The sequence below is a fragment of the Arthrobacter sp. zg-Y820 genome, from assembly GCF_030142155.1.
Lineage (GTDB): Bacteria > Actinomycetota > Actinomycetes > Actinomycetales > Micrococcaceae > Arthrobacter_B.
Genome location: NZ_CP126247.1, coordinates 1,066,824 through 1,087,493 on the forward strand (window position 1 = coordinate 1,066,824; position 20,670 = coordinate 1,087,493).

Genomic DNA, 20,670 nt, shown 5'->3' on the forward strand with positions numbered 1-20,670 from the left:
CCCCCGGAATCCTCATAGCTATAGCAGTGATTATAGGGGGAGGCTGTAGTATATCTGCGTAGGGGAGCGGGTTATCAAAAGGTCTCGCAGGACGGAAAAATCAGCCAAAAATGGATACACAACGCGTTGCAGTCATCATCGAAGACGATAAAGATATCCGCGATCTATTAAATGCGGTATTGCAGCAGTCCGGATTCAAGGTATTCACCAGTCCCAACGGGGCCGAAGGCGTGGAAGCAGTCCGCACGCACAATCCCACGGTGGTCACCCTGGACCTCGGCCTGCCGGACATTGACGGCTTTGAAGTGATCCGCCAGCTGCGCCTGTTTTCCGACGCGTATATTGTCATGCTGACCGCCCGCGCCGAGGAGCTCGACACCCTCATGGGTCTGGAGGCCGGCGCCGACGACTACATCACCAAACCCTTCCGCCCGCGCGAGCTGCGCGCCCGCATCTCCGCGATGCTGCGCCGCCCCCGTACCAGCGACGAAAACGCCGACATGGCTCCCGACCCCGCGGTCCCGGAAGCGGCTGTCGTCGGTTCCGCTGCTTCGACGACGACGGCCATCACCGACACCGCCCCCGCCGCCGCGGCGCCCGCCGTTCCCGAGGCCAAGGAGGCCGGGCACTTTCAGCACAACGGCCTGAGCCTGGACTTCGGCACCCGGACCACCGAAATTGACGGCGTAGCGGTGGAACTGACCCGCACCGAGTTTGAACTGCTCCATGCCGTCCTGGAGAGCGGCCGCCGGGTCCGCACCAAAACCGACCTGGTGCGCCGGCTGCGCGGCGACGAATACGACGCCGGCGGCTTCATCAGCGAAGCCGACGAACGCACCGTCGAGGTCCACGTGGGCAACGTCCGCCGCAAGCTCGGCGACGACTCCCGCTCGCCGCGCTGGGTGGAAACGGTCCGCGGCGTCGGATACCGGCTGGCACCGGCCCGCTAAGCCTGCAACGCTTGCCGCCGAAACCCGGCAGCGCTTAGATGAGACCCGACGGAAACCCGCGTCTCACCTCTAAGGAGCTCCGATGAAGCTCGCCCCGCACCTGCACCGCATCGGCAATGACATTGTGGCGGCCTACCTCATCGACACCGACGACGGCGTCACCGTCATCGATGCCGGACTCCCCGGACACTGGCCGGAGCTGCTCGACGAACTGAAAACCATGGGCCGGACTCCCGGGGACATCCGCGGCCTGGTGCTCACCCACGGCGACAGCGACCACATCGGTTTCGCTGAGAAGCTGCGCCGCGAGTACGGCGTCCCCGTCTTCGTCCATGCCGCCGACGCCGAGCGCGCCCGCGGCGGCGACAAGCCGAAACCGGCGATGGGGCCAAGAAAGCTCGGCCCCATGCTGGGTTTCCTGGCCTACGGATTGCGCAAAAAAGGCTGGCGCACCGCCTCCCTCACCGAGGTCACCGAAGTGGCCGACGGCGACGTGCTGCCGCTGCCCGGCTCACCGCGGATCATCGCGATGCCGGGCCACTCACCGGGCAGCGTCGCCGTGCACGTGCCGGCAGCCGACGCCGTCTTCGTGGGCGACGCGCTCACCACCCGGCATGTGCTGACCGGCCGCACCGGCCTGCAGCCGGCACCCTTCACCGACGACCCGGACCAGGCCCTGGAATCCCTCGGCCGGCTCGCCGACGTCGACGCCGTCTGGGTGCTGCCCGGACACGGTCCACCGTGGCGGGGGAATCCGGGCACGGTCCAGGAGACAGTGCGCCAAGCCGGGGCCGGCGCCGGGACCTGACGCCGCGCCGTCAGGTCCCGCGCAGCTCAGCATTCAGCCGCGCCGCCTGCAGCGTCAGATGGTCGCGCTCCGGCACATTCGGCGCCGCACGTGCAGCGGCGGCGTAGAGCCGCGCCGCCGCCGCCGGGTCGCCGTCGCGCTCGGTCAGGTACGCCAGCGCGGCGGTGTGCCGGGGGAGCCCGGGATCCAGCGCGGCCAGGGCCGCCAGCCCGGCGCGCGGCCCGTCCGCCTCGCCGACGGCGACCGCGCGGTTGAGCCGGGCCACCGGACTGCCGGTGAGCCGCACCAGCTCGTCGTACCACTCCACGATCTGCGGCCAGTCGGTCTCCCCGGCCGTGCGGGCGTCGGCGTGCAGCGCGGCAATCGCTGCCTGCCCCTGATACTCGCCCAGCCGGTCGCGGGCCAGCGCCCGCTGCAGCACGTCCACGCCCTCGGTGATCAGCGCGGTGTCCCAGCGGCTGCGGTCCTGCTCGGTCAGCGGAATCAGGGCGCCGCGGGGACCGGTCCGCGCGGAACGCCGGGCGGCATGGAGCAGCATCAGCGCCAGCAGCCCGCTCACCTCGGGATGATCGATGCCGGCGGCCAGCCGGCGGGTCAGCCGGATGGCTTCGGCGGCCAGATCCACGTCCCCGGAGTAGCCCTCGTTGAACACCAGATACAGCACCCGCAGCACGGTGCCCACGTCACCGGGGGAGTCGAAGCGGCGCCCGGCGAGCAGGCGCTTGGCCCGGCTGATCCGCTGCGCCATGGTGGCGTCTCCCACCAGATAGGCGGCGGCGATCTGCCGTGTGGTCAGCCCGCCGACGGCGCGGAGCGTGAGCGCCACCGCCGAGGACGCACTGAGCGAGGGATGCGCGCACAGGAAGTACAGCTGCAGCGTGTCGTCACCGGTTCCGGCCGGCCCGGGGGCGGGCTCGGCCCGCACCCGCAGCTCGCGCTGCCGGCGCGAGTCCTCGGCGCGCACGGCGTCGAGGAACTTGCGCCAGGCCACGGTGACCAGCCACGCCTTCGGATCCCGCGGCGGCTGCTCCGGCCACTTCCGCAGCGCCTCCACGAGGGCCTCCTGCACCGCGTCCTCCGCCGCCGCGAAGTCGGCTCCGCGGCGGACGACGACGGCGATCACCTGCGGGATCAGCGCCCGCAGCAGCACCTCGTTCGGGACGGCGGCGTCAGCCACGACGGGCTCATTCCGTAACGGTCAGCGGCGGGCTGAGGAAGGGCCGGACCTCGATCCACTCGTAGATCGGCTGGCCCGCCGGACCCGGAGCCGCGGACAGTTCCCCGGCCAGCTCGACCGCGCGGTCGTAGCTGTCGACGTCGAGCACCATCCACCCGGCGATCAGGTCCTTGGTCTCCGCGAACGGACCGTCGGTAACCGGCGGACGGCCCTCGCCGTCGTACCGGACAAACGTGCCCTCCGGCGACAACGCCTGCCCGTCGAGGTACTCGCCGGTTTCCGTCAGCCGGTCCGCGAAGTCCTGCATGTACTGCATGTGGGCGGAGATTTCCTCCGGCGTCCACTGGTCCATCGGCGCATCATTGAGCGCTGCCGGGCCGCCGCGGTAGTGCTTGAGCAATAGGTACTTGGCCATGGCGGTTTCTCCTTGGTTTGGTGCGACACAGCCATTGTGGCTGCATTCACTCCAAGGACGAAGCTGTTTTGGCGATCTCGACATCCGGCGCGAAGGTGCCGGCCGGCGGCTGCGGCTGCGGAATCGCGACGGTGAAGGTGGACCCGCGGCCGGGCTCACTGCACAGCGAGATGGTGCCGCCGTGGGCTTCGACAATGTTCTTGGTGATGGCCAGGCCCAGGCCCGCGCCCGGAATGCCGGCCCGGCGCACGGCACCGGTGCGGAAGAACTTGGTGAACAGCTCCCTCTGGTCGGCGTCGTCCATGCCCATGCCCGTGTCCTGAACCTGCAGGAACGCGCGGCCGGGCTCGGTCCAGACCCGCACGGTGACGGTGCCGCCGTCGGGCGAATACTTGATGGCGTTGGAGAGCAGGTTGTCCATCACCTGCGCGAGCCGTCCCGGATCCCCGTGGACGGTCAGCCCCGGCGCATGTTCGGCGGCGAGGACGACGCCGCCTGCGGCAGCCCGGGGCGAGGCCGACCGCAGGCCGGCGCTGATCCCCGCATCCACCGAGAAGGGGCGCGGATCCAGGGCCACGCTGCCCGAGGCCGCCGTCAGCAGGTCCGAAACCAGGCTCAGCAGGCGTTCACTGTTGCGCAGTGAGACGTCCAGCGCCTGCGGAATGGTTCCGGTGAGCCCGGTGTCCTCGGCCTCCGCCTGCGCCAGGTCCAGGTACCCGATGATCGAGGTCAGCGGAGTGCGCAGCTCGTGGGAGACGTTGGAAACAAAATCGTCCTTGGCCCGGAGGGCATCGGCCAGGGCGGTGATGTCGTTGAAGGTGATGACGGCGCCGTTGAACCCGTTCTCGTTGCGCAGGATGCGCGCCGAACAGGACAGGGCCATCTGGTGGCCGGCGGGACCGGACCAGATCAGCACGTCCTGGAACGACTCGCCCTTCATCGCCCGGCCGACCGGCCGCTCGTCCGGGGCCAGCGCGGTGGTGCGGTCGGCGCCGAAGAAGAGCAGGTCCTGCTCCTGGGTGTGTTTCATGCCGGCGGGCCGGACGCGGTCATCCAGCACCTGCATCCGGGCATTCTTGTGCACCGCCGACCCGTTGGCGCCGACCACCAGCACGCCGACGTCGATCGCGTTCAGGACGACGTCGAGCAGCTCGGAGCGTTCGGTGCTCTCGGCCAGCGCTTTTTCCAGCAGCTCGTCCTTGTGCGCCAGTGCCGCCTGCTGGGCGGCCATGTCCTGCCGCACCAGGGTGACGGTCACGGCGACGGCCAGGGTGACCAGCGGTCCCAGGATCGGTGCGGCCAGGCGCTGCCCGGTGATGGGTATCTCTGAGACAAAGGCCGGATACCAGACGATGATGAGCGGCCCGACGAAGCTCAGCACGCGGGCGCCCACAGTGGAGACGCGGGACCAGGCCATCCAGAACACGGGAAAGACGGAGAGCAGATAAACGCCGAGGGCCAGGCCCTGACTGCCGTTGTACAGGAAGCCGATGGCCACGAAGTCCATCAGCGGCAGGATCCAGTAGGTCGGATACCAGAAGCGGTTCCACGGAACGACGGCGGCGGCCACGGTGATCAGGAGCAGCAGCACGAGGCCGGTTTGGAACGCCGGCCGGTGCAGGACTTCGGGAAGCAGCAACGCGTAGATGGCGCAGAGCAGGATGACGGTGATCACCAGGGGACCGTGGGCAATCTTGATCCGCTGGTTCAGCGACAGCTCGTAGAACTCCGTCTGCAGGCCCAGGGAGGACAGTACGCGTGTGGCGAGCCGTGACATCGTTGGTGAATTTCTCCCTGGTAAGCGAACTGCCGTCACCTCAGGGTACCGGCGCCGGCCTGCGATCTAGTCCAGGGACGCGAGCAGGCAGGCCATGGTTTCCCGGCCGCAGGCGGCGATCACGCCGAGCATGGAAGCGAGGTCCACGGCACCGGAACGGACGAGGCACTGCTGGGCGGCGGAAGCCAGGGCGGCGAGGCGCATCGCTCCGGCCATCTCGCTGGAGATCTTGATGCTGAGCACCACGTCCATGGCGGCGGCGTCGTCGGCCCCCGTCACGGCGCGGTGCAGGCGCTCATAGCGGGATTCCCAGAGGGCGACGTAATTGCCGACAAACTCGCGGCACGAGGCCGGGCCCACGGCATCGGTGAGGTCGAGCAGCTGTTCGCGGGCGATCAGGTCGGGGCCGTGCTCGGCGGTGGCGATCATCGCCGGGAACCGGGAGTCGGCCGCGACGGGACGACGGACGCGGATGCCAGTGGAACCATGGGGGACCTCCGCTCGGTGGGGCCGCGCTGGAGGCGGCGGTGCTGGGTGATGGGACTTGATGTTAAGAGAATGCCAGCGTTAGCTCAGGAACTGCCCCCGGGAAAACGCAAGATCGGGACAAGATTCTGCGTCCCGGTATTTACCTCCCTGTTTACCTCCCCGCGAGATGGCAGTAAGCGCAGTTCTCAGCGCTCAGACGAGGACTTACTGCCATCTCGGCGGGAGGTACTGCGGCGGGAGCGCCAGGCGTAGACAACGATGCAGCCCAGGGCAGCGCCGAGCGAGTTGGCGGTGACGTCGTAAATCATGGCGAAGCGGTTGGGCAGCAGCAGGGCCTGGGTGGCTTCAATCAGGCAGGAGGCCACGATGCCGCCGGCGGCGGCCCACCAGATCCGCCGTTCGGGCAGCCAGGCGGCGGCGAGCAGGCCAAAGGGCACAAAGAGCAGGACATTGGCCTGATTCTCGACGAAGGAGTAATTGACCCAGCCGGGCACCCCGAGTCCATGCAGCTTGCGCAGCACGGCCGCGAGCGTTCCGGCGGAGCCCTGGTCCACCGGGGAGGGCCAGAACACGATCAGCGCCAGCACCCCTATATAGAGGAGGAAGAGAGCAGCCAGCGTCCGGCGCTGCCGGACTCTGCGGGACGGGCGCGGCGGCGACGGCGAGGGCTGGGGCGGCGGCGAGGGCTGCGGAGGCGGTGGAGGCGGCGGCGGGAACGGCGCGGGTCGGCTGTCCGTCACCGGTGCCGGCGTTCCCAGGACAGCAGCGTGTTCACGGCGGGGGCGAGCTCGTGGACCATCTGCTGGTACACCTCTTCGCTGCGGCGGTAGGGGTCGACGACGTCGTCCTCCTCCGGGCCCACCGGGTTGGCGGAGCGCAGCCGCAGCGCCCGCGACAGGGCCGCCGTCCAGCGTTGGGAGGCGTCGACGTCGTGCTGTCCGTCCACCTGGGGCAGTAGCCGGGCCAGCTCGCGCAGGGTAAAGGTGCGGCGCAGCAGACCGGGCGCTAGTTCCACCACTTTGCTGCGGTGCGCCCGGCTCAGCGCCAGGATGAGGTCCTGGCCGGCCAGGATGTTGGTGCTGAGCTGGCGGGAGGCGAAGTTGGTGGAGTCCCCGCCGAAGACGTTCACGAAACCGGCGACGTGCGGTTCGATGCCCGAGCCCACCAGCGCGCCGGTGCCGGCGCTCGCCACCTCGAACTCTCCGGGGGCCATGGCGTCGAAGCCGGCCTGGAGCAGGCGCTCGGCCATGGGGGAGCGGCAGATGTTGCCGGTGCAGACGGTCAGGATGCGGAACGGGGTGTTGGTGGTCATGTCCTCGGGCTTCGGATCGTGCTGGTTTGAGACTGGTTCGGTGCTCTTGTGGTGCTTTGTGCGTGCTATTCGGCGCGCGAACGGCCGTTTTTCGGATGACTCCGCGGCTCATTGCGCTGTTGTTGAGGTTACCTTGTGCGGCCCTTGAGCTTTGGCCAAACGTTGCTAGAACCCTGCGGGAAGACGGCGTTGTTTCTTGAGGACGGAGCGGCAAAGTAATACCCAGCGGCAAGGAAAACCTTCCTAGGCCGAAAAGTTTCAAGCACAACGAACAAGGGGAACACAATGAACAAGATGGCTAAAGGCGCACTGGCAATCGGTCTCGGCTCTGCACTGCTGCTCGGCGGCGGCGGAACCCTGGCAGTCTGGAACCAGACGCAGGCAGCCAATGCCGGTCAGATCGCAGCCGGTGACCTGGAACTGACCACCCAGCCCGGTGTGTGGAAGAACGCCTACGGCACTGTGGTGGACCTGGATCCGACCAACGCTGTCACGGACTACAAGGTGGTTCCCGGTGATGTCCTCACCTACAGCCAGACCATGGACGTCACGCTGGTCGGCGACCTGATGAAGGCCAAACTCTCCATCCAGAACATCCCCTCCAGCACCTTCGTGGACCAGAACATCACGGTCGAAAACGTGGTCGTCAAGGACGCTGCAGGTAAAGACCTGAAGGACGCCATCATCGAGTCGAGCAAGGAAACGCCCACCCAGAAGGTAACCGCCTCAGCGAAGTTCACCTTCAAGCAGGACACGGACCTGCGCAGCAGCGTCAAGGCGCTGGCCGACTTCAAGAACATCTCCTACAAGCTGGACCAGCAGGTTCTGCCGGCGCCGACCGCCTCAGCCACGCCCGCTCCCACCAACTAACACCGGCTAACGCCACCTTGTTCTAACCCCTGGCTGTGCGCGGTGCACACGCTCCGCGCACAGCCTGTTCCCCCTGGAGATGAATTCCGTGAAGAGTCTTCGAGCACTGAAAGCGGCCGGTCTGATTTTTGCCGCCGTGGTGCTTGGCCTCATGACGGTCCAGGGAAGCTACGCACTGTGGAACGCAGCAGCACCGTCCAACGCCGGCACCATCCAGGCAGCGGACTTCAGCATCCTGATCAACGGTGCGGACATGACCACAACGCCCATTGATTTTGCGGCCGGGCAGCTCACACGCGGCGGCAAGCCGGCTGTCAAATACTTTGAGGTCACGAACAACGTCAACGTCACGGCAAATTCCCCGCTGAAGCTTCAGGCCAGCCTGACCGGCCTGGGCGCGGTCAACGGCTTCGGCGGCCATCTGACGGTCAAAGCAGCAGCAGTTACAGCAGGAACAAACTGTGACCTGGTGGGAGCCGGTTCGTATTCAACGGCCCCGAAAATGCCGATACTCGCAAAGAGCATCCCGCAGGGAATCTGTCTGAAAGCGGAACTCAGCGGAACCACACCGGCGGAATACCTGGGGCGGAACTTCAGTATGCAGCCGGCCCTGGTAGTAGCCCAGCTGCCCGTTTGAGCAGCCCAGTAGCACCAACGATCAACAGGACAGGAAGAACCATGAGCGGTCGCAGGAAAGCGGAAGTCAAAGCCAGCCCCCTGAGCTTCATCGGCACCTGTGTCAGCTACATCGCGCTTTGCCTCGCAACCCTGGCTGCCCTCGCCCTGGTTGTCGTTCCGATGCTCACCGGCTCACAGACCTACAGCGTCCTCACCAGCTCCATGGCCCCGAAGTACGCACCGGGAACCTTCCTCGTGGTCAAGCCCATTCCCTTCGAGGAATTGCGCATCGGCGACGTCATCACCTACCAGATTGAATCCGGCTCTCCCGCCGTCATCACCCACCGCATCACCGCCATCAGCGCGGAGCAGAGTGGAGAAACGGTTTTCACCACCAAGGGCGACAACAACGACGTTGAAGACGAACTGCCCGTGCGTGAAATCCAGGTCAAGGGAAAGCTCTTCTACGCGGTCCCGTTTGTCGGCTTCATTGCCAACGGCCTGGGCAACTCCGACCGCGGTGCGATTGCCCAATGGGGCGCCTTTGCCCTGATGGGATACGGAGTGGTTGCTCTGGTCCGCGGTGCCCTGGCCAAGAAGCGCAATAACGACGACGGCGGGTCCACGGAAGGCCCGACCGAGCAGGGACCCGACGACGACACAATCTTCCCCAGCTTCGGTTCTTCCACTGACAGCGGCTCCGATTTCCTCGAGCACGGCGATCCCATCCTGACGGACTGTGACGGCTGTGACCACGACCATTCTCGCGAGAACACCTCAACCCGCCACCGTGTCGAAACTCGAAAGCACGCCACCGTCTCATGAACCGGTCCACAGCATCCACGAGGGGACGGAGCCGGCGATTGATCGGCGCATCGGCCGTCGGTGCTGTTGCTGTAGCCGTTTCCCTGGCCGGAGCGCCCGGCGCTTTCGCGGCCGATGACTATCTCGAATTCAGTCTCGACGGTGTGACGTATTCACGGACGATGACTGGCCCTATCTTCAAGGAAGCGTTTCAATACGTACCTGGGGCCTCGGCTGGTGCCACCATCTGGATTCGCAACAACAGCGATGAACCTGCACGCCTGTCCTCGGCTGCCGTCATGGTTCGTTCCGACCCACAGCTCGACCGGCAGCTGGGCCTGACGGCCGGACTGGCAGCGGCCCCCGGGGACCGGGTTGCCTTGGGCTCCCAGGGCAGCTGCACCGACGTCCCGCAGGTGCGGGACCTTGCATCCGGAGAGCAACTTAACCTGAGCCTTGTCGTCGATCTTTCCGCCGATGCCCCGAACGACACCATGAACCGCACGGCTGATTTCGACGTGGTTTTCCTCCTGGAATCCAAAGATGCTGCACCCCGCCAAGCCTGTGCTGCTCTGAGCGGTCCGATCCAGCCGCCCGCCGAATCGGAAGCACATCCAGGCAACCCTGCCCCAACGGGCACAGCCGCGTCCACCTCGGAACTGGTGGCTCTTTCCGCGATATCGGGACCCCGTCTTGCAACAACCACCAACAGCGTTTTCCCGGCTGCGCTGCCGGAACGCCCCGCTTACGTGCGCCAGCCTCAGGCTGTTGTCCCGCCCCAACAGCAGCCCCCGGCCGGAATCGTACCTGCTGGTTTCCAGAGCACTGTGGAGCCAATCATCCGGTCGCTCTCGGGTACGCTCCTGATAGGTATGTCGGTGGTTTTCTGCGCCGCAGTTGTTCTTCGTGTACGAAAAAGGCAGGCATGAATAAGAAGCAGGTGGGGGCTGCACCGGCCGAGGAAAATCTGCCCGAAGCTGGGCTGGGTTGGTTCGCCCGGCTCCGAGTCCAGCCGGGTTTCCGAACGGCCGCCATTGCTTTCATTTTGACAGTGGTGCTGGGGCTCGGCGGGACCGCTGCGTACGCGTGGTGGAGTCAGAGCCGTGCGGTGAGCATTGTCGGGACGACAGGCTATGCCCTTCCCGTTCCGTCAGCCGCCCGCTGTGTCACAGCTTCGCCCAACCGAGTGGAGTGGAGCCCCGCTGCGGGTGTTGATCCCGAGGCGAAGTACATTCTGACCTTCCAGTCGAGGGGCCAATCGGTCTCGTACGCTGTTCCGCTGGCGTCATCAAGCGTGGAACCCTCCAACCTGCCAGCGCTTCGTGAGGAATTCGGGGCGACCTTCACCGCCCGTTTTCCACTAACAGTCACGATGAGGACCGCCATTGTTGTGACGGAAGGCAGAGGTATCACCCGAATTGGGGACGATGTAGTGGCGAGGTCCCTCAAGTCTGAAGTCAGTACACCACTGCAGATGTTCTACTCGACGACTCTCTGGACCAACTATCCCTGTTCCTGAGCCCGTGCAGCCTTCGGCTGGCACACATCGCAGCATGTTCGGCAGTGCTCCGTGCCCAGCCGGGTTACCGTACTTCCGCCCCTAGCCGCTACCGCCCGCCGTCGTCGTCCTCGTAAACATCCGGAATCCCGTCGTCGTCCGCGTCCCGGGACTCCGCGTCCTCCACAGTCCGGTAATGCCGGTTGCGGATCCGCAGCAGGATGGAGGCCAGCACCGCAGCGGTGACCGACGCGGCGAGGATGGCGACCTTCGCGTGGTCATTGTGCTCGGTGCCGGGATCGAAGCTGAGGTCGTTGACCAGCAGCGACACGGTGAAGCCGATGCCGGCCAGGATCCCGATGCCGAGCAGGTCGATCCACTTCACGCTGGCATCGAGCCGGGCCTTGGTGGCGGTGGTGATCAGCCAGGTGGTGGCCAGGATGCCCAGCGGCTTGCCGGCCACCAGCCCGGCCAGAATGCCGACCGCCACCGGATCGGCCAGCGCCGAGCCCAGGCCGCTGAAACCTCCGATCGCGACGCCGGCGGAAAAGAACGCAAACACCGGCACCGCGAAACCGGCGGACAGCGGCCGGAACCGGTGCTCGAAAATCTCCGCCAGCCCCGGCTTGCCCGGTCCCGGCTGCACGGGCTTGCCGTACGGGTCGCGGCGCAGCACCGGAATGCAGAAGCCCAGCAGCACCCCGGCCACCGTGGCATGCACCCCGGAAACGTGCATCAGCGCCCACACCACCAGCCCCAGCGGCAGCAGGATCAGCCAGGCGGACGCCGGATGGGCGGCGAGAATCCGCGACTTGCTCTGCGCCAGGTACAGGAACAGGCCCAGCGGCACCAGCATGATCGCCAGATAGAGCAGGTGCAGGTCCTCGGTGTAGAAGAACGCGATGATGGTGATCGCCAGCAGATCATCGACCACGGCCAGGGTCAGCAGGAAGATCCGCAGCGCCGAGGGCAGGTGCGAGCTGATCACCGCCAGCACGGCCAGGGCAAACGCGATGTCGGTGGCGGTGGGAATGGCCCAGCCACGCAGCCCGTCCGAGCCCGCCACCAGATTCACCGCCACGTAGATCAGCGCGGGAACGACGACGCCGCCCGCCGCCGCGGCCACCGGCACTATCGCCTTGCTGAACTGGCGCAGGTCGCCGGCGACGAACTCGCGCTTCAGCTCCAGCCCCACCAGGAAGAAGAAGACGGCCAGCAGCCCGTCGGCGGCCCACTCGCCGACGCTGAGCTTCAGGTGCCAGGGCTCATAGCCGAATTCAAAGTCACGGATGGCGAAATAGGAGCCCGACGCCGGGGAGTTGGCCCAGATGAGCGCCGCCACCGTGGCGATCAGCAGCAGGATGCCGCCGACCGTTTCCTTGCGCAGGATCGCCTGGATGCGCAGGACTTCCGGATAGCTGGACCGGCCCAGGACCGTGCTGCCGCTGGCGGGCGGCGGCGCCGGAGTGCCGTCGTCGGGCTGGCTCTGCTGCTCCGGTGCCATGGAACTCCTTCCGCAGGAAACGGGGTATTCGCATTCTGGCACCGACGGGCAGGTTTAGCCCATGAGCCCCCGGAAACCAACAATGATGGTGACCAATCCGAAGAGCATGGACGTGGTGGCCTTCATCAGGTTCACGGTCAGGTACCGGGTGGGGGCGCCCTTTTCGTCCCGGGCGCGGGGGCTCTTGTAGGCCTCGATCAGGTACGGCGGCCAGACGATCAGGCTCCAGAAGCCTCCGATGATGAGGATGACCGCCAGGGCGGTGGGCAGGACAATGCTGTTATCCACGGATCAGGCCTTGCGGCTTTCGATCCACTTGCCGGCCTGGCCGGCCTGGAGGGTCAGGGCCTTGCCGATCATGGGTTCAGCCTGCTGGGCAATCTTGTCGCCCAGGAACGGAATCGAGGAGCTGACCTTGCCGTCCACGTCCACGCGGGTGCCGCCGCCGACGGCGACCAGGCGCTGCGTGGCGTTGACCTTCAGCGGCACGCCGCCCACCGAGAGGTCCACCGACGCCTCGCGGGAGCCGTCGGCAGCCGGAGCCGCCCACTTTTCCGTCTGCGTCACAGTCAGCGAGGCGCCGACAAACTTCTTGGCGATGTCCGGCAGCCGGTCCGTCGGCAGGGTGCGCACGGCGGTGAGCACAAACGGGCCGGTCGTGTCGCCGTCGACGCTGACCGACACGAGGGCGCCGCCCACATGCTCGCTGATACTGCGCAGGAAGTCCTCGCTGGCGAACGTGTCCGTAACCGTGCGGACGTCGTGGGGCAGGGTGGTCGAGGCGTTCAAAGCCATGGGTCCTCCAGATAGGTGTGCTGTCTTGCCGGCGGCACGCGTGCAGATGCAAACGGCTCACCGGCCCAGCAACATCCTAATCTCCGGCGGTCCCCAGCTCCGAAACGGTGTTCCCGCCGAAATGGGGTTCCCGCGGGTGGCCGGACTTCCAGCAGGTCACCGCTCCAGGCTGACGCAGGCGACGGCCCGGTCGTCGTCGTCATTAGGACTCGGGCTCGGTGTCGCGTCGTCGTCGAGGGTGATCAGCAGCGAGCGGCCGATGCCGTCGTCGGGCAGGACCCACGGCACTGTGACGCTGGCGGTGGAGTTGCCGGTCCCGTCCGTGGTGAAGTCCAGGCTCAGCTCATCCGATTCCTCGCTCCGGGGGTCTTCGTACTCCTCCCCGGCGTCCGCGGGGGACGCGCCGCACAGGCGTTCATGCAGGGTGGCGTCGAACTCCGTGTTGCCCTTGAAGCCGCGCGCGATCATCTCTAGGGTGGTGGCGGCGTCGGTCGAGTCGATCGTGACGGTGGTGTCCGCGCCGTCGGGCACCAGCGTGGTGTCGTAAGTGCTGGCGATCGCATTGTCGCAGTATGGGCCGAAGGTGCCCTGAATGATGCCGCTGGCAATCGGGCTGGGCGTGGTGGCGCCGCACCGCTCGGCGTTCTGGGTGGTTCCCGGAACGCCCTGCGCCTCGCAGCTTTCCTGCGCCGCGCTGCCGGGGGACGCGGAGTCGCAGGCCGCCGCCGTATCCGGGGATTCCGACCCCGGGCTGGGGGACGAGGTGGCCTCTTCATTGTCCGACGAGTACGAGCCGCCTCCGGTCTCGTTGTCGTTGTTGCAGGCCGATAGGGCCAGCAGCGAGAGGGTAAGCGCGGAAAGCAGCAGAAGAAGTTTGCGTGCCATGGGGCAGTCCTTACGTGGCGTGGAGTCTGCGGTGTGGTGTGTGCCCGTGCCTTTCCAGCGTGGCAGGGCCTGCGGTGAAAAACCATAACGGGCCCGCGCATTGGGCCTCCGGCCGGCGGGGTGGCCCGAAAAGTTGGCAACGTAGCGGGCCGGACCGCCCACGTCACGCGTACGACGGCGGATTGCCGGTTTTTCGGGGCAGGTTCCGGCCAGCGTGGGGACTGCGGTTCCGGCCGCCCCTGCGGAGCCCTAGCCTCGGCGGCATGTGCCCCGGATCGGGGCTCATCACTCGCACTCCTAGGGGAAGCATGAAAACACAACGAACACTCCGCGGCGCTGCGCTCGCCGCCGCGGTTGTCCTTGCCGCCGGCACTGCCGCTCCGGTGTACGCCGCCGAGATCGATGCCGCCGAAGTTAATGGTGCCGGGGTCGGCGGCGCGGGATACGGTTCCGGGCAGCATCCCGGAAAGGGGAAGCCGGGCTACGGGAAGCCGGGGAAACCGGGGAAGCCGGAGTACGGGAAACCGGGATACGGGAAGCCGGGGAAGCCGGGTTACGGAAAACCGGTCAAGGATGAGAGCGCGAAGCTGCGCTCGAAGGTCACCGTCAAGAACGTTTTTGAGCACTTGGAAGAGCTGCAGGAGGCGGCCGATGTGAACGGCGGCAACCGGGCCGCCGGCACCCCAGGCTACGAGGCGTCCGCGCAGTACATCGAATCGGAGCTGCGCCGGGCCGGCTACCGGCCCGTGCGGCAGGAGTTCACCTATGGCCAGTTCGAGCTGCTCGGCGAAGCGCTGGAACAAACCGCGCCCACTCCCACCGTGTACACGGCAGGGACTGACTTCACCACCATGACATTCTCCGGCGCCGGAGACGTCACCGCAGCGGTCACCCCCGTGGACATCAACCTCGCCGGCGACCGGGTCAACACCTCAGGGTGCGAGCCGGAGGACTTCATCGGCTTTGCCGCCGGAGACATTGCGCTGCTCCAGCGCGGGGAGTGTGACTTCGCCGTCAAGGTGCAGAACGCCGCCGACGCCGGAGCCGCGGGCGCGGTGCTTTTCAACCAGGGCAACACCGAGGAACGCTCCGGTATCCTCAACGGCACGCTCGGTGCCGAGGCGGCGATTCCCGCTGTCAGCGCCACCTTCGCGCTCGGCGAGGCGCTCGCCGGCACGCCGGGGGCGGAACTGCGGATCGCCGTGGACTCGGCGGTGCAGGTCATCAATTCCTTCAACGTCCTGGCGGACACCCGGACCGGGGATCCGGAGCGCACCGTCGTCGTCGGCGCCCACCTGGACTCCGTGGCCGAGGGCCCGGGGATCAACGACAACGGCAGTGGCAGCGCCGCCGTCCTGGAGACCGCGGTGCAGCTGGCCAAGAACGCCAAGAAGAATCCGCTGGAGAACCGGGTGCGCTTCGCGTTCTGGGGCAGCGAGGAGGATAGCTTGATCGGTTCGAACCACTACGTCTCCCAGCTCGACGAAGCGGGGATCGCCGGAACCCTGGCAAACCTGAACTTCGACATGGTGGGCTCACCGAACTTTGTCCGGTTTGTGTACGACGGCGACGGCGATGCCTTTGACCTGGCCGGTCCCGAGGGGTCGGCTGAGATCGAGAGCGTGTTCGAGGAGTACTTCGCCTCCCAATCCTTGGAGTCGGCGCCCACCGAGTTCAGCGGCCGGTCGGACTACTCGGCGTTCATCACGGCAGGCATTCCCGCCGGCGGCCTGTTCTCCGGTGCCGAAGACATCAAGACGGAGGAGGAAGCGGCGCTGTTCGGCGGAACGGCCGGGGAAGCGTACGACTCCTGCTACCACCAGGCTTGCGACGACCTGGGGAACGTCAGCTGGACAGCGCTGGACCAGATGTCCGACGCCGTGGCGCACTCGGTGCTGACGTTTGCCCGGACTGAGGCTGATCTGCGCGGCGGTGCCGGGGTCGATGCCCAGCAGCGGACGGCTCCGGCCGGACCGGAGCTGCAGTACCGCGGTGACGTCCTGGTGAAGTAGTGCCTTGAGGCAGTGATGCCTTGAGGCGGTAACGCCGGGAGGAAGTAATGCCCGGGCGGAAGTAGTGCCACGGTGAAGAAACCCGGGTGGAAGGCGGAGGGCTCCGGCTGTGAGCTTTCCGCCTCCCTTGCTGTCCGGGGCGTGGAACCCTGTCCCTTTCGGGCGGGATCGACGTCCCTTTGGGGCGGGATCGACCGTTTTGGGATTCTGCTGCCCCTGCGAACCGGCAGCAGAATCCCAAACTGGCAGCAGAACCCCAAACCGGCAGGGATTTGCCCGGGGTCGGCGTGGCAAACCCTCCCTGCGGGCGGAATCGACCGTTTGGGGCATTTCTTACCCCTGCGGACCGGCTGGAACTGCCCGGAACGGCAGGGTTTGCCCGGAACAGCTGGAATTGCCCGGAACGGCTGGAATTGCCCAAAACGGCAGGGCTTGGCCGGAACGGCAGGGTTTGCCCGGAACGGCTGGAAAGCGGAGCGGGAGGTGGGTAGGTGGCCCGTGACGGCAGATGCGGTTATCGGGGTCTGCGCGAAACACTCCGTTTTGTGACAAATCGACCGTTTTGTGAATCTGCTGCCACTACGAACCGGCAGCAGAATCCCAAACTGGCAGCAGAATCCCAAACCGGCAGGGATTTGCCCGGGTCGGAGTGGAGAATCCTCCTTTTCGGGCAGAATCGACCGTTTGGGGCATTTCTTACCCCTGCGGACCGGCTGGAAATGCCCCGAACGGCAGGGTATGCCCGGATCGGCTGGAAATGCCCGAGACGGCAGCAGCCCGCAGCCCGGAAGCCGGCAACCCAACAGCCAGGAAGCCGGAAACGCGGCAACCCGGAACGGCAACCCGGAACCCGGCAACCCGGAACCCGGCAACCCGGAACCCGGCAACCCGGAACCCGACAACGCGGCAGCCGGCAACCCGGCAACCCAGCAGCCCGGACAGCAGATCCGGCCCGACGAAGCCCTCCATCAGCCCGCAGCGGACGAGGCCTTTCGTGCCCCACCCCAGCAGGTAGGCTGGAAGAAAAGCCCCGGGGTTCCTAGTGAACTTCGGGTATTTGCGTTGCTTTGCCTCACCCAAGCTGCCGCCGCACCCGGCGGCAGCGCCTCAGCCAAGGAGAGCCCCTGCCCATGAGTCTGAACGGACTGCGCGCCGCACTGGCCGAAGACCCGTCCTACGCACGGGTGCGAACCCTCGCTTCGCGCACCCCCGAGCGCCGCAGCGAAGACATGCAGATCGGCGCCCCGCAGGGGATGCGCGCGGCGCTGCTGGCGGAAATGGTCGACGGGCTCGCCGCTGCGGCCGACGACGCCGGCACCGGCAACGCGGCCACGGCACCGCCGGTGGTGCTGGCCATCACCGCGACGGGCCGCGAGGCCGAGGACCTGGCCGCCGCGCTGCGCTCCTACCTGCCGCTGGCCGGGATCGAGGAATTTCCGTCCTGGGAAACCCTGCCGCATGAACGGCTCTCGCCGCGCTCGGACACCGTGGGTCGGCGGCTGTCGGTGCTGCGCCGGCTCGCCCATCCCGAGGGCCATCCGATCTCCGTGATCGTGGCCCCGGTGCGCGCCGTCGTGCAGCCGCTCGTTGCCGGGCTCGGCGACCTGCAGCCGGTGTCCCTGAAAGTGGGGGAGGAGCGGCAGTTCGACGCCGTCGTCAAGGCCCTCTCCGAAGCCGCCTACGCGCGGGTGGACATGGTCTCGCACCGCGGCGAGTTCGCCGTCCGCGGCGGCATCCTGGATGTCTTTCCGCCCACCGAGGACCATCCCATCCGGATCGACTTCTTCGGCGACGAGGTGGATTCGATGCGCTGGTTCGCCGTCGCCGACCAGCGCACCCTCACCGGGCCGAACGTCACGCATCCCACCGAACTGTTTGCGCCGCCGTGCCGCGAAATCCTCATCACCCCCTCGGTGATGAGCCGTGCCGCGAAGCTGCAGGGCTCCATGCCCGCGGCCGCCGACATGCTGGAGAAGATCGCCGGCGGCATCGCCGTCGAGGGGATGGAATCCCTGGCCCCGGTCCTGGTCGATGAGATGGTTCCGCTGATGGGCGAGCTGCCCGCCGGATCGCTCTCCGTCGTGATCGAACCAGAGAAGGTCCGCGCCCGCGCGCACGACCTCGCCGCCACCAACGAGGAGTTCCTCGCCGCCGCCTGGGCCACGGCGTCCGACGGCGGTTCCGCGCCGCTGGATCTGTCCGCCGGCATCAGCGCCGATCTGGAGGCCGCCAGCTTCCGGTCCCTGACCGACACCCGGTCCGCGGCGCTGGCCAACTCCGTGGGCTGGTGGTCCATCACCTCCTTCAACCCCGACGACGAAACCGTCCTGGATATCGACACCCTGACCATCAACGCCCGTGAACCGCGCGGTTACCAGGGCGACGTGGCGGAAATGATGGAGTTCATCGGCTCCCGGGTCCGCGACGCCTGGCGCGTCGTCGTCGTCACCGAGGGTCCCGGCCCGGCCGCGCGGCTGGCCGAGCTGTTCCGGGACAACGACATTCCGGCGTCGCTCACGGAGTCGGTGGACACCGAGCCGGTGCCGGGGATCATCTCCATCACCACCGCCAGCGCCGGCCGCGGCTATGTCTTAGACGGGCTGAAGACCGGCCTGCTGACCGAGGCCGACCTGCTGGGCCGGGCCAGCGCCTACTCCACCCGGGACATGCGCAAGATGCCCTCGAAGCGGCGCAACGCCGTCGACCCCCTGCAGCTGCACGAGGGCGACTTTGTGGTGCACGAGCAGCACGGCGTGGGCAAGTTTGTGGAGCTCATCCAGCGGGCCACCGGCGCCGGTGCCAGCAAGACCGTGCGCGAGTACCTGGTGCTCGAATACGCGCCGGCGAAGCGCGGCGGCCCCGGCGACCGGCTGTTTGTGCCCACCGACCAGCTGGACCAGATCACCCGCTACGTGGGCGGGGAAACCCCGGTGCTGTCCAAGATGGGCGGCTCGGACTGGGCCAAGACCAAGTCCCGGGCGCGCAAGGCGGTCAAGGAGATTGCCGGCGAGCTGATCCGGCTCTACTCGGCCCGGATGGCGTCCAAGGGGCATGCGTTCGCGAAGGACACCCCCTGGCAACGCGAGCTGGAGGAGGCGTTCCCGTATGTGGAAACTCCGGACCAGCTGACCACGATCAACGAGGTCAAGGCGGACATGGAGAAGGAAGTTCCCATGGACCGGCTGGTCTCCGGCGACGTGGGCTACGGCAAGACCGAGATCGCTGTGCGCGCCGCGTTCAAGGCGGTGCAGGACGGCAAGCAGGTGGCCGTGCTGGTGCCCACCACGCTGCTGGCCCAGCAGCACATGGAAACCTTCGGCGAACGCTTCTCCGGGTTCCCGGTCCGGGTGGATTCGCTGTCCCGGTTCCAGACCTCCAAGCAGGCCAAGGAAACCATTGAGGGCGTGAAGAACGGGTCCGTTGACGTGGTCATCGGCACGCACCGGCTGCTCTCGCAGGAGGTCCAGTTCAAGGACCTGGGCCTGGTGATCGTGGATGAGGAGCAGCGCTTCGGCGTCGAGCACAAGGAAGCGCTGAAGAAGATGCGCACCAACGTGGACGTCCTGGCGATGAGCGCCACCCCGATTCCGCGCACGCTCGAGATGTCGCTGACCGGCATCCGGGAAACCTCCACGCTGGCCACCCCGCCGGAGGAGCGCCATCCGGTGCTGACCTACGTGGGCCCGTACACGGACCGGCAGGCGTCCGCCGCGATCCGCCGCGAGCTGATGCGCGAGGGGCAGGTGTTCTTCGTGCACAACCGGGTGTCGTCGATCGACGGCACCGCCGCGCGCCTGCGCGAGCTGGTCCCGGAGGCGCGCATCGCCGTCGCGCACGGGCAGATGGGCGAGTCCAAGCTTGAGCAGATCATCGTGGACTTCTGGGAAAAGCGCTTTGACGTGCTGGTGTGCACCACCATCATCGAAACCGGGCTGGACATTTCCAACGCCAACACGCTGATCGTGGACCGCGCCGACCACTTCGGCCTGTCCCAGCTGCACCAGCTGCGCGGCCGCGTGGGCCGCGGCCGGGAGCGTGCCTACGCGTACTTCCTGTATCCGTCGGAGAAGCCGCTGGGCGAGGTGGCGCTGGAACGGTTGAAGGCCGTGGCCACTCACAACGAGCTCGGCGCCGGCATGCAGCTGGCGATGAAGGACCTGGAGATCCGCGGGGCCGGCAACCTGCTCGGCGGGGAACAGTCCGGGCACATTGCCGGCGTCGGCTTTGACCTCTACATCCGGCTGGTCGGCGAGGCCGTGGCGGATTACCGCGGCGAGGCCGAGGAGAAGGCAGCGGAGATGAAGATCGAGCTTCCGGTCAACGCGCACCTGCCGCACGACTACGTGCCGGGGGAACGGCTGCGCCTGGAGGCCTACCGCAAGCTGGCCTCAGCTCTCACCCACGAGGCGATCGACGAGGTGCTGGCGGAACTGGTGGACCGCTACGGCGAGCCGCCGCAGGCCGTGCAGAACCTGATCGAGGTGGCCCAGTTCCGGGTCAACGCCCGCGAGGCCGGACTGACGGACGTGGCGCTGCAGGGGAACTTCATCAAGTTCGCCCCGGCGGACCTGCCCGAATCGCGGACCATGCGCCTGCAGCGGCTGTTCCCGGGCGCCCAGGTGAAGCCGGCGCTGAACGCGGTGCTGGTGCCCAAGCCCAAGACCGCGCGGATCGGCGGGCGGGACCTGGTCGACGCCGAGATCCTGGCCTGGGCGCAGAAGGTCGTGGACGCGGTGTTCAAGGACTAGCCGCGTGC

19 protein-coding genes are annotated in these 20,670 nt (G+C 67.2%); 9 read left to right on the forward strand and 10 right to left on the reverse strand.

Going from position 1 to position 20,670, the window contains the following annotated elements; translation table 11 throughout:
* Nucleotides 1-110: 110 nt before the first annotated feature.
* Nucleotides 111-950 (forward strand): response regulator transcription factor, encoded by an 840-nt coding sequence (locus tag QNO08_RS04750; protein ID WP_229967257.1) that lies wholly within the window; start codon nucleotides 111-113, stop codon nucleotides 948-950.
* Nucleotides 951-1,032: 82 nt separating this feature from the next.
* On the forward strand, nucleotides 1,033-1,758 hold the full coding sequence (locus tag QNO08_RS04755) for an MBL fold metallo-hydrolase (protein WP_229967259.1): 726 nt from the start codon (nucleotides 1,033-1,035) through the stop codon (nucleotides 1,756-1,758).
* Nucleotides 1,759-1,768: 10 nt separating this feature from the next.
* Here QNO08_RS04755 and QNO08_RS04760 read toward each other — a convergent pair whose 3' ends face one another.
* The 6 genes from QNO08_RS04760 to QNO08_RS04785 form a co-directional block, all read right to left on the reverse strand.
* Nucleotides 1,769-2,935 carry an RNA polymerase sigma factor gene (locus tag QNO08_RS04760; RefSeq protein WP_229967261.1) on the reverse strand — a complete coding sequence of 389 codons (1,167 nt, stop codon included), beginning with the start codon at nucleotides 2,933-2,935 and terminating at the stop codon, nucleotides 1,769-1,771.
* A gap of 7 nt (nucleotides 2,936-2,942) precedes the next feature.
* Nucleotides 2,943-3,350 (reverse strand): YciI family protein, encoded by a 408-nt coding sequence (locus QNO08_RS04765; RefSeq protein ID WP_229967263.1) that lies wholly within the window; start codon nucleotides 3,348-3,350, stop codon nucleotides 2,943-2,945.
* 46 nt (nucleotides 3,351-3,396) lie between these two features.
* Nucleotides 3,397-5,127, reverse strand: coding sequence for a sensor histidine kinase (locus QNO08_RS04770; protein ID WP_229967265.1), 1,731 nt, complete (start codon nucleotides 5,125-5,127; stop codon nucleotides 3,397-3,399).
* 66 nt (nucleotides 5,128-5,193) lie between these two features.
* Nucleotides 5,194-5,556 carry a hypothetical protein gene (locus QNO08_RS04775; protein WP_229967267.1) on the reverse strand — a complete coding sequence of 121 codons (363 nt, stop codon included), beginning with the start codon at nucleotides 5,554-5,556 and terminating at the stop codon, nucleotides 5,194-5,196.
* A gap of 245 nt (nucleotides 5,557-5,801) precedes the next feature.
* A complete protein-coding gene (locus tag QNO08_RS04780) occupies nucleotides 5,802-6,356 on the reverse strand; it encodes a VanZ family protein (RefSeq protein WP_229967269.1) in 555 nt (184 codons plus the stop codon).
* Nucleotides 6,353-6,928: an arsenate reductase/protein-tyrosine-phosphatase family protein gene (locus QNO08_RS04785; protein WP_229967271.1), complete on the reverse strand. Its 576-nt coding sequence runs from the start codon at nucleotides 6,926-6,928 to the stop codon at nucleotides 6,353-6,355. The genes QNO08_RS04780 and QNO08_RS04785 overlap by 4 nt, the downstream gene beginning before the upstream one ends.
* Before the next feature lie 285 nt (nucleotides 6,929-7,213).
* Between QNO08_RS04785 and QNO08_RS04790 the strand changes: the two genes are divergently transcribed.
* The 5 genes from QNO08_RS04790 to QNO08_RS04810 all read left to right on the forward strand — a co-directional run bounded on the left by QNO08_RS04790 (nucleotide 7,214) and on the right by QNO08_RS04810 (nucleotide 10,739).
* Nucleotides 7,214-7,798 (forward strand): alternate-type signal peptide domain-containing protein, encoded by a 585-nt coding sequence (locus QNO08_RS04790; protein WP_284155646.1) that lies wholly within the window; start codon nucleotides 7,214-7,216, stop codon nucleotides 7,796-7,798.
* Nucleotides 7,799-7,886: 88 nt separating this feature from the next.
* Complete coding sequence (locus QNO08_RS04795; RefSeq protein ID WP_229967275.1) at nucleotides 7,887-8,435, forward strand: hypothetical protein; 549 nt, start codon at nucleotides 7,887-7,889, stop codon at nucleotides 8,433-8,435.
* A 41-nt stretch (nucleotides 8,436-8,476) separates the two neighbouring features.
* Entirely contained in the window at nucleotides 8,477-9,241 is a 765-nt protein-coding gene (locus QNO08_RS04800; RefSeq protein ID WP_229967278.1) for a signal peptidase I, read from the forward strand.
* Between the two features lie 38 nt (nucleotides 9,242-9,279).
* Nucleotides 9,280-10,149 carry a hypothetical protein gene (locus tag QNO08_RS04805; RefSeq protein WP_229967280.1) on the forward strand — a complete coding sequence of 290 codons (870 nt, stop codon included), beginning with the start codon at nucleotides 9,280-9,282 and terminating at the stop codon, nucleotides 10,147-10,149.
* Nucleotides 10,146-10,739, forward strand: coding sequence for a hypothetical protein (locus QNO08_RS04810; protein ID WP_229967281.1), 594 nt, complete (start codon nucleotides 10,146-10,148; stop codon nucleotides 10,737-10,739). Before QNO08_RS04805 ends, QNO08_RS04810 begins: the two co-directional genes overlap by 4 nt.
* A gap of 88 nt (nucleotides 10,740-10,827) precedes the next feature.
* Here the strand turns inward: QNO08_RS04810 and nhaA are convergent, their stop codons facing one another.
* The 4 genes from nhaA to QNO08_RS04830 all read right to left on the reverse strand — a co-directional run bounded on the left by nhaA (nucleotide 10,828) and on the right by QNO08_RS04830 (nucleotide 13,902).
* On the reverse strand, nucleotides 10,828-12,222 hold the full coding sequence (gene nhaA / locus QNO08_RS04815) for a Na+/H+ antiporter NhaA (protein ID WP_229967283.1): 1,395 nt from the start codon (nucleotides 12,220-12,222) through the stop codon (nucleotides 10,828-10,830).
* A gap of 54 nt (nucleotides 12,223-12,276) precedes the next feature.
* The gene (locus QNO08_RS04820; RefSeq protein ID WP_229967285.1) at nucleotides 12,277-12,510 is read right to left on the reverse strand and encodes an SCO4848 family membrane protein; all 234 of its coding nucleotides are present in this window, start codon (nucleotides 12,508-12,510) and stop codon (nucleotides 12,277-12,279) included.
* 3 nt (nucleotides 12,511-12,513) lie between these two features.
* Nucleotides 12,514-13,017 carry a DUF2505 domain-containing protein gene (locus QNO08_RS04825; RefSeq protein ID WP_229967287.1) on the reverse strand — a complete coding sequence of 168 codons (504 nt, stop codon included), beginning with the start codon at nucleotides 13,015-13,017 and terminating at the stop codon, nucleotides 12,514-12,516.
* Between the two features lie 156 nt (nucleotides 13,018-13,173).
* Nucleotides 13,174-13,902, reverse strand: coding sequence for a hypothetical protein (locus QNO08_RS04830; RefSeq protein WP_229967289.1), 729 nt, complete (start codon nucleotides 13,900-13,902; stop codon nucleotides 13,174-13,176).
* Between the two features lie 308 nt (nucleotides 13,903-14,210).
* On the opposite strand from QNO08_RS04830, the gene QNO08_RS04835 reads away from it, so the two are divergent.
* Nucleotides 14,211-15,914 carry a M28 family metallopeptidase gene (locus tag QNO08_RS04835; RefSeq protein ID WP_229967291.1) on the forward strand — a complete coding sequence of 568 codons (1,704 nt, stop codon included), beginning with the start codon at nucleotides 14,211-14,213 and terminating at the stop codon, nucleotides 15,912-15,914.
* A 1,130-nt stretch (nucleotides 15,915-17,044) separates the two neighbouring features.
* Nucleotides 17,045-20,662, forward strand: a complete 3,618-nt coding sequence (mfd, locus tag QNO08_RS04840) for a transcription-repair coupling factor (protein ID WP_229967293.1) — start codon at nucleotides 17,045-17,047, stop codon at nucleotides 20,660-20,662.
* The last annotated feature ends 8 nt before the right edge of the window (nucleotides 20,663-20,670 follow it).